Annotated in this window: 6 protein-coding genes and 1 pseudogene; 1 reads left to right on the top strand and 6 read right to left on the bottom strand. The window is 38.7% G+C overall.

Going from position 1 to position 7,866, the window contains the following annotated elements; translation table 11 throughout:
• The 6 genes and pseudogenes from I3259_RS06625 to I3259_RS06600 form a co-directional block, all read right to left on the bottom strand.
• Positions 1 to 330 (bottom strand): annotated as a pseudogene (locus tag I3259_RS06625) (hypothetical protein); the annotation flags it as partial.
• 80 nt (positions 331 to 410) lie between these two features.
• Complete coding sequence (locus tag I3259_RS06620; protein ID WP_238028895.1) at positions 411 to 899, bottom strand: hypothetical protein; 489 nt, start codon at positions 897 to 899, stop codon at positions 411 to 413.
• 15 nt (positions 900 to 914) lie between these two features.
• Entirely contained in the window at positions 915 to 3,107 is a 2,193-nt protein-coding gene (locus I3259_RS06615) for an LruC domain-containing protein (protein WP_238028894.1), read from the bottom strand.
• Between the two features lie 495 nt (positions 3,108 to 3,602).
• On the bottom strand, positions 3,603 to 4,058 hold the full coding sequence (locus I3259_RS06610) for a TerB family tellurite resistance protein (protein WP_238028893.1): 456 nt from the start codon (positions 4,056 to 4,058) through the stop codon (positions 3,603 to 3,605).
• 120 nt (positions 4,059 to 4,178) lie between these two features.
• Entirely contained in the window at positions 4,179 to 5,156 is a 978-nt protein-coding gene (locus I3259_RS06605; protein WP_238028892.1) for a zinc transporter ZntB, read from the bottom strand.
• Between the two features lie 137 nt (positions 5,157 to 5,293).
• Positions 5,294 to 6,154 carry an AraC family transcriptional regulator gene (locus I3259_RS06600; RefSeq protein ID WP_238028891.1) on the bottom strand — a complete coding sequence of 287 codons (861 nt, stop codon included), beginning with the start codon at positions 6,152 to 6,154 and terminating at the stop codon, positions 5,294 to 5,296.
• Between the two features lie 124 nt (positions 6,155 to 6,278).
• On the opposite strand from I3259_RS06600, the gene I3259_RS06595 reads away from it, so the two are divergent.
• Positions 6,279 to 7,679 carry an MATE family efflux transporter gene (locus tag I3259_RS06595; RefSeq protein WP_238028890.1) on the top strand — a complete coding sequence of 467 codons (1,401 nt, stop codon included), beginning with the start codon at positions 6,279 to 6,281 and terminating at the stop codon, positions 7,677 to 7,679.
• Positions 7,680 to 7,866: the final 187 nt, after the last annotated feature.

Below are 7,866 nucleotides of genomic sequence, written 5' to 3'. Positions count from 1 at the left end.
AGGTTCAGGTTCAGGTTCAGGTTCAGGTTCAGGTTCAGGTTCAGGTTCAGGTTCAGGTTCATTTAATTCAGTTTGTTCGTTGTTTTCATCTATGGGGTTTATAGTTGACGTATCCTGATCTGGTTCAATAATTGTCTCGGCGTCATTATCCGTGTTGTTTGTATCACTATCAGGTGTTGTTGATGGTAAGAGGGCAATGGGGAGTGGAATCGCTTCACTACTTGGTTCGTTAACCACAATCGAACTTGCAATAGCACTATTTTCTTCAGCGGTATTTTGACCGTTACAAGCAATTTGAGTAAGCAGCAAACATGCGAAAGATATTGTCAATATAGGTTTCATGGCAGAAATATAATCGGCTTATACAACACTGTTTCTAGTGAGAACTGTATAAGCCGATTTTGTCTTATTTAGTTACTAATATTAATGCCATCAGCATTTACCGGAACTACAGTTTGAAACGGTGGTATGTTTGTATCGGGATACCAAGCTTCTATTAATAAGTTCTTGAGAGTCCCCGTCGCTGCAATAACACCATTAAAATCACCATTAGCAATTTGACCTGAGATAATGCGACTACCCGCGATAGGGGTAATTGAACCATCATCCGCAACAGTAAAATCACCGTAAACGCTTAGACTCATTGGTTCCGTGGTATCTAAGTCAATTGTAATTGGCATGTCGTAAGTAGTACTTAAATCGAAATTATCAGGAATAACAAGATCTTCAAACTTTGCACTACTACCACCTGTTGGTACATCAAGAACTGGAGGAGATGCTGCTGGTGTATCCGTTGCTGGTGGGGCAACTGTACTTGCAGTATCGTCATCACCGCCGCCGCCACCACAACCAAACAGGAGAGCAGCACTAAAAAGTGTTACATATAAACTTTTCATCATTAATACTCCTCACCATTATTCAAAGAGTTTGCTAACAACGGCATTTGCACGCAAATACCAGTCAGTGTTTGTTGAACCACCAGATGTTGCAAATGCAGATAAATCAGGATAGGCATCAAGAATGTTGGTACCTTCACTTGGGTGATCCCAAGGAACATCAATTGCAATAGCCCATGGCACACCATTTGTATTATGGTACGTGTCACAACTTACTCCTGGACAATCACCATCGACGTAAGCTGATGTATCATCATCTGTAGCAAATAAAGCAGTATTTGCTTTACTGGTAACATCATGGTTTTTCAAGTGAATTTCAATGGCACGACCGTCACTTGCACGTGTACCATCACCATGATCGATACCTGGAGTACCGAAGATGAATGGGTTGAGTGGCATGCTTGGCCCACTTGCTGCGGCAATTGGCGTGGTAAATGGAATACTAGCCTCAAAAACAAACTGATCAGTTGCATCGTCGCTACATCCTGTCCATACACGATAGTAACTACCTAATGTGCCTGAACATGTTGGCGCTGTTATTTCAGTTTTTAAATTATTACTGATAATAGCAACAGCATCTGTAGTACCAGATTCTAGTATTTGAGTAGTATGTAACGTAGAGCCGTTGATAACCAGTTTAGTTCGGTCTGAATCAACAGCACCTGTTGCAATACCATCAAATTTAACAGCAAAACCATTGGCAAAGTCAGCACCGTAAGCACGAAGGCTGCCGTAAATATCGTAACGAAGAATATCGCCTGCAGCATCTTTCACTGTGTCAACACGGTAGTAAAGGGCAACGTCATTGAAATCAAAGTCACCTGCTTGTGGCCAATCATCTTCATAAACGAGTGTGACCCAAGAACTAGATGATGGGTACCAGTTATGAGTAACGGTTTGAGCATCAACTGTCACCTGATGATCTTCGACTTCACCATAGGATACCCCGCCATATGAAAGAGTACCTGTATCTTTAGATATTCTGAATCTCGCCCATAATTGCCCTGTAGCAGCATCATCCGGCACTCTAACCTTTAGTAAATAAGTGGCTGGTGTTACGCCATCACCACCGGCTAACAGTTCATCTGTAATAGCATGTTCTGTTGATTCATCAAATACGCCATTATCATTCCAGTCGATCCATGCATTAACATAACCTGGTGCAGACCCACCAACACTAACTTGAATGAGGGCATCAGAACCTTGTTTGAAATTGGCTGGGAATGAAATACCGTCCTCATCGTTAGGAGTACCATCGGCATCGTCTGAATTTGGTGAGATTAATGCTGCACCTTCTGTATCAACCTCACTACCAAAGAAATAATTCACTTCTGAAATGTTATAATGTCGAGCCCCGTTTGAGGTAAGGGCTGTTTTGTAGGTATCGGGAGCATCACCAAAGTCTGTATTTGCAGCCAAAATAGGCGCATTAGCACAACGGGCACCATCATTCCAATCAGATTCTGGACCGCTTGAGTATTGGACCGCTACAGGATTTAAGCTAGCTAAATCTGTCAAATCAAGCTGGAAAACTAAACCGTCTTGATTTCGGCTTAAATACATATAACCGCTTGAGTCAAAGTATTGTGCACCGAAGGTTGATGAACCAGATATATTGGTATCACCAATTTCATTAAATGTCGCAGATGCTGTACTGTAATTGATAATCTCATAGAGCTTTTTACTATCATTATCGACTGCAAATAAGCGACCGCCACCAGCTGGATGGAATGCCATATCTGTCAACGAAACATTGGCGTTACCTGATGACATTACTTGCGTTGCGACAAGAGTCGTTAAATCAACTTCCCATAAACCATCATTCGTGCTGTAAAGATAATATTTATTATTGTATACATCACCAGTATTGAAAATTTGACCTGAAGGTAAACCGGTAACGGCTACATTTTCACTTTGGAACAGTTGATTGACCCTAACCACATTGACATTGACGATATCAAAGCCATAGATATAAGCGTCAGATTCGTTGTAACCAACCGCATTAACTGAGGTGGTCATAGGATCCGAGTTGTGATAAAAACCCGAAGATAAGTCTATTTGATACACCACACTAGTAGGGTTACCTTGGAATAGGAAAGCATCACTTGGACACCCTCCATTATCAGTAAACGGGTGCGGTATGATGCTGTAGGCCGAGCTAGAAACTAAGGCTAACGAGCATGCTAGTAAAGAGTGTCGTAAACACTTCATATCTTTGCCTCACTCAGTTAAAAATACTTATGGACATTCATTGTTTTGTTCATCATTGATAAAATGTACAAGTTTCAAGCCAACAAATATTTAATAAGGCAGTAATGTCAGTGTTTGTATCTATATGATTGTTAATGGAAAGTTTTTTTATATCATCCCATTGTTTGTAGCATATAGCGAACTTATAAAAATAAGTTTCATAATGAAAATATTAATTAGACAGGAGTATCTATGTATTTATACCTGTCGTTGATTACAAATAAACAGCACGTCAGATTTTATCCGTCATAAGTGCTTACATGTTAATAACTTTATCGTGTTATTAAACGTTGCCTATTAAATGATTGCTTTAATTGTCTAGTAAAATATATAAAGGTGCATAGGTATTAGTATATGATCAAGTTTGCACTCTCTATATAGAATAGGTGTTGATAATAAAACTATCAAGAAAGGAGAGGGGAAAGAAAAGAGCTAATAAATAGCTCTTTGAATCAATTAATGAGCGGCGTTCTGAGCGCTAATCTTTGCTTTTATAAATGCGGAATGATCAAGGTAAATTAAATCTGATACTTGTCGAATAACGGCTTCTTCTTGTGGGTCAACCACGCCATCTGCATAAGCAACTTCCCACATAGCCTCTATAAGCTGGTAACGCTCTGGCTGTTCAAGTGACCGTAACTTATTAGTAAAATCATAAAGAGAAACAGAAGCTTCAGCTTGTTGTTGTGCTTGATCTAGTAATTGTTTTGATGTTGCTTCATCTATTTCAAGTAATTTTATTAAGAGTTGATTTTTTGCTTTCTCTTCTCTTGGATCATGTTCATGATCGGCACTGGCGACTTCACATAATAAAGAAGCCATAGCCAAATGAAGTGCTGGTGTGTCAATAGCTTCATTACTATGTGGATCACTTACCAGTTGTCGAAATAGTGTACGTAGCGATTTGAACATTATTATCCTTATTATATTTTTCTATTATATTAATAATTTAATAATATAGTTGATAAATCAATATTAAAAATAACAAAATTGGATTACATATATGTAATTAATTTATTTTATCAGTATTCATTATATCCATTTTCTTCGATAAAAAAGGACTAGTTGAAGTATTAACACACCAAATAATAGACTGCAGAATATATAAAATGCCCAATGGTCTTGTGCACCGGGAATCCCACCTAAATTAACACCTAATAATCCAGTTAAAAAGCCAAGCGGCAAAAAAATTGTTGTGATTAAAGAAAGAAAATATAAACGCTGATTTAAAGCTTCAGATTGTAAACTCATTAGCTCTTCTTGAGTGACATTAGCACGTTCACGAATAGCGTTTAAATCGTCAAGCACATGGATTAATTTCTCATTAACTTCATGAATCTTTTGCTTATCAGATAATGAAAGGAGTGGAGTATCTATTGTAAGTAATTTAGCGATAGCATCACGCTGTGGTGTGACGTAGCGACGAAGATATACCGTTTCTCGTCTTAACTGTGCAATATTATTACGTAAATTTTCGTCACTATTATTCATTACCTGATCTTCAAGTAAGGTTAACTTGTCATCAAGAGAATCAATTACTTCTATTTTATGACTCGTAAGATGATCACAAAGACAAAGAATAAATGCCCCAATCGTTTTAGGTCCATAACTGCCATTAATATGCGCAGCAACGCGATCTAGTGCTCTTACGGGGCGATCTGAGGTTGTGATAATTGTATTACGAGTGTAGTAACCTCGAATTGATACCATTTCTGATGGAATTTCAGAAGGGTTATCAGAATCTAAATCAATGCCACGTAATGATAAAAAAAAGCCATCTTTAGTTTGGTTTAAGCGAGGGCGAATACGTTGCGTGGTGAGTGCTTCTTTTTCGATATCAGGTAAATCACTATTTAGGATCCACGCTAGACCTTGTTCATCGGTATAGTTTAAATGGATCCACAATAGTCCATCATCACTGCTCCAGTTATTGATTTGATCGAGAGAAAGTGGTGACGAACCACTACTACTTACATCAAGTTTATAACTATATATAAAGCAGTTTTGCATCTTGTGATCCTTTCATCGTTAAATGAGTTTATGGCTAATAATCTCAAATAATTGAGTTTTATCATTATTAGCTTAACCGATATATTCCTCGGAGAGAAAAAAATAATAGATTTATGCAAATAGTAAGGAACATTTGTTTATGTTTTAGGCTGAAATTGAATCCGAAATTGTCGTGGGGTAAAACGACTCCAACGTTTAAAACGAGTACTAAAGTTAGTGGGGTTTGGGTATCCACATAAATCACTTATATGTTGAATTGGCCAGTTGGTAGTAGTCAGCAGCCCCGCAGCATGTTCCATTCGGATTTGAGTTAAATAAGCAATGGGAGATTGTTGGTAATACTGCTGACATAATCGATGAAAATGCGGCTCAGAGCATGGGTACAGTGAGGCTAGTTCGGTGACTTGCCACGGGTAGTGTAACTGGCTTTTCGTTTGTTGAAAAACATGCTCTAAACGGGTAAGTGCCTTAGGGGAGTGAGAGGCGGTTTGGGTATTAACTAATAAACAGATCTGTTCGGTAATACTCTTGCATAGCGCATCACCTAATGGGTAGCTGAAACTTAAAGATTCGCTTAAGCAAATGATAGTTTTAAATAGTAATGAGCCTGATTGTGAATCTTGATAGGTAATATCATGAGGTAAGCTCTTATCCCAATACTTATCTTTTTCAAGCATAACCCATGCAACATCCCAAAGAAGGTCAGGGTTATCATCAGGGTTGATGACAAAGCCATTCTCATAACTGGGCGGTACATAAATAACACTGCCGGTTTCTAATGCCCATTCACCGTCTGGTGTTTTCAATAACCCCTTACCACCCGTTGTATAGAGCAGCATATACATGTCTGGGCTTCTTCGATAAATACTGAATGCCTCTTTGCCATAATTAATGCCACATTGAAGGATTTTTTGTTTCTCAAGTTCAATCGATTGTACTTGATCAATAATGATAGATTGGCATTTTGGCGAAATAGTAAAAGTATCAATATACCCCATTACAGAGCTCCAAAATTAAAAATGATAGTCTGGCAAAGCTTTTTGATTGCTTAGAATAAACGTGTTTGAATAAACATAGGTATGATCAGCTTCACAGTAAGATAACAATTAATAGGTGGCGGTCATGCAACACTGGCGATACTCAGCAGATAAAACATTTTGGCAAAAAACATGGCGTCTAGCGTTGCCAGTATCAATGCAATCTATGTTGTTTTCACTACTTGGTTTAGTCGATGTCATCATGGTCTCTAAACTCGGTGAGTCACAAGTTGCCGCTGTAGGTATTGGTAACCGCATATTTTTCTTTAATTTATTGCTTGTTGTTGGCGTCAGTGGAGCAGTTGGTGTACTTGCGGCACAATATTTTGGCGCAGGGAAAATGGAAGGGGTGAGGCGCACCTTGTTGCAATCTTGGGTATGCGCAATCTTTCTAACATTACCTTTTGCTGTCGCATATCGTGTTTTTCCAGAGCAAATTGTTTCTTTGGTTAATGATCAATCCGACTTTATTCACTATGCGCGAGATTATTTGTATGTCTGCGGCTGGAGCATTATTTTTACAGCTATTGTTGTACCGCTTGAATCTGCTTTACGTGCAGTAGGCGAAGCTAAAATGCCAACGTATGTTGGGCTGGTGGCTGTCATTATTAATGGCGTACTTAATGCGCTATTAATTTTTGGATTATATGGTTTTCCTGAAATGGGTGTTGCTGGTGCCGCGCTGGGGACAACGATTTCGCGTGGCGCACAAACAGTTATTTTGCTGTTTATTACTTATAAAACCTATAAAAAAGTATTACCAACACAGGAGGATATAGAGCCAGCAAGTAACGCCAAAGCAAGGAAACGTTATTTTAATGTCGCTTGGCCTATGATTGTTCATGACGGTGCATGGGCGATGGGAATACTTGTTTATAGCGTTATTTTTGCCAAATTAGGTGTAACAGAGCTTGCCATCATTAGCTTATTATCGCCGATAGAAGCGGTATTAATTTCTGCCTTTATTGGTTTTGCTGTTGCTGCATCAACGATTTTGGGGCATGAATTAGGCGCTGAAAATTATCAACGAGCGTTTCATCAGTCGTGGTTCTTTCTAGCTTTGAGTGTGTCTATTGCTTTTGTGCTAGGTGTGTCTATTTGGTTATCGAGTGGGCTTGTTGGAGAGTGGTTGGCAAAGGCTCAAGCACCGAACCTTGAAATGTCGCTGAATGTTACCTTAGTGATGGCGTTAGGTATGTTCCTAAAAGTGTTCAATATGGTGGGTATTGGAGGGGTATTACGTAGCGGTGGCGACATCAAATACAGTATTTTTATCGATTTATTCGGCCAATGGGCAATAGGCATTCCTTTAGCCATACTCACGGGTATTGTTTTAGGCTGGCCATTACATTGGGTACTTGTTGCTATATTGGCAGAAGAAGTAGTGAAAGTTGGACTGACAACTTATCGTATTTATGGGCGTAAGTGGCTAAAAAATCTTGTTAATGATGATGACGAAGCGCAGCGTCAATCGCTAATCGCATAATAGCGCTTATTTTATTGGATATTAACATCGAAACAGGTCGACTTAAGGCTTGTTTACGAGGTTTTTTTGTTAAAATTAATACCAATTTGATCATAGGTTTACCATCTAAACAGGCGTGAGTATTTTATTGATTGCTATTAATGATCATTACCTATTAGTAATTGTCTTTTAAGCGGCTCTCAGATTA

This window comes from Photobacterium sp. Ph5, from assembly GCF_022129445.1.
In the GTDB taxonomy this organism is placed as follows: Bacteria; Pseudomonadota; Gammaproteobacteria; order Enterobacterales; family Vibrionaceae; genus Photobacterium.
This window is presented reverse-complemented; position numbering and strand designations above follow the sequence as displayed.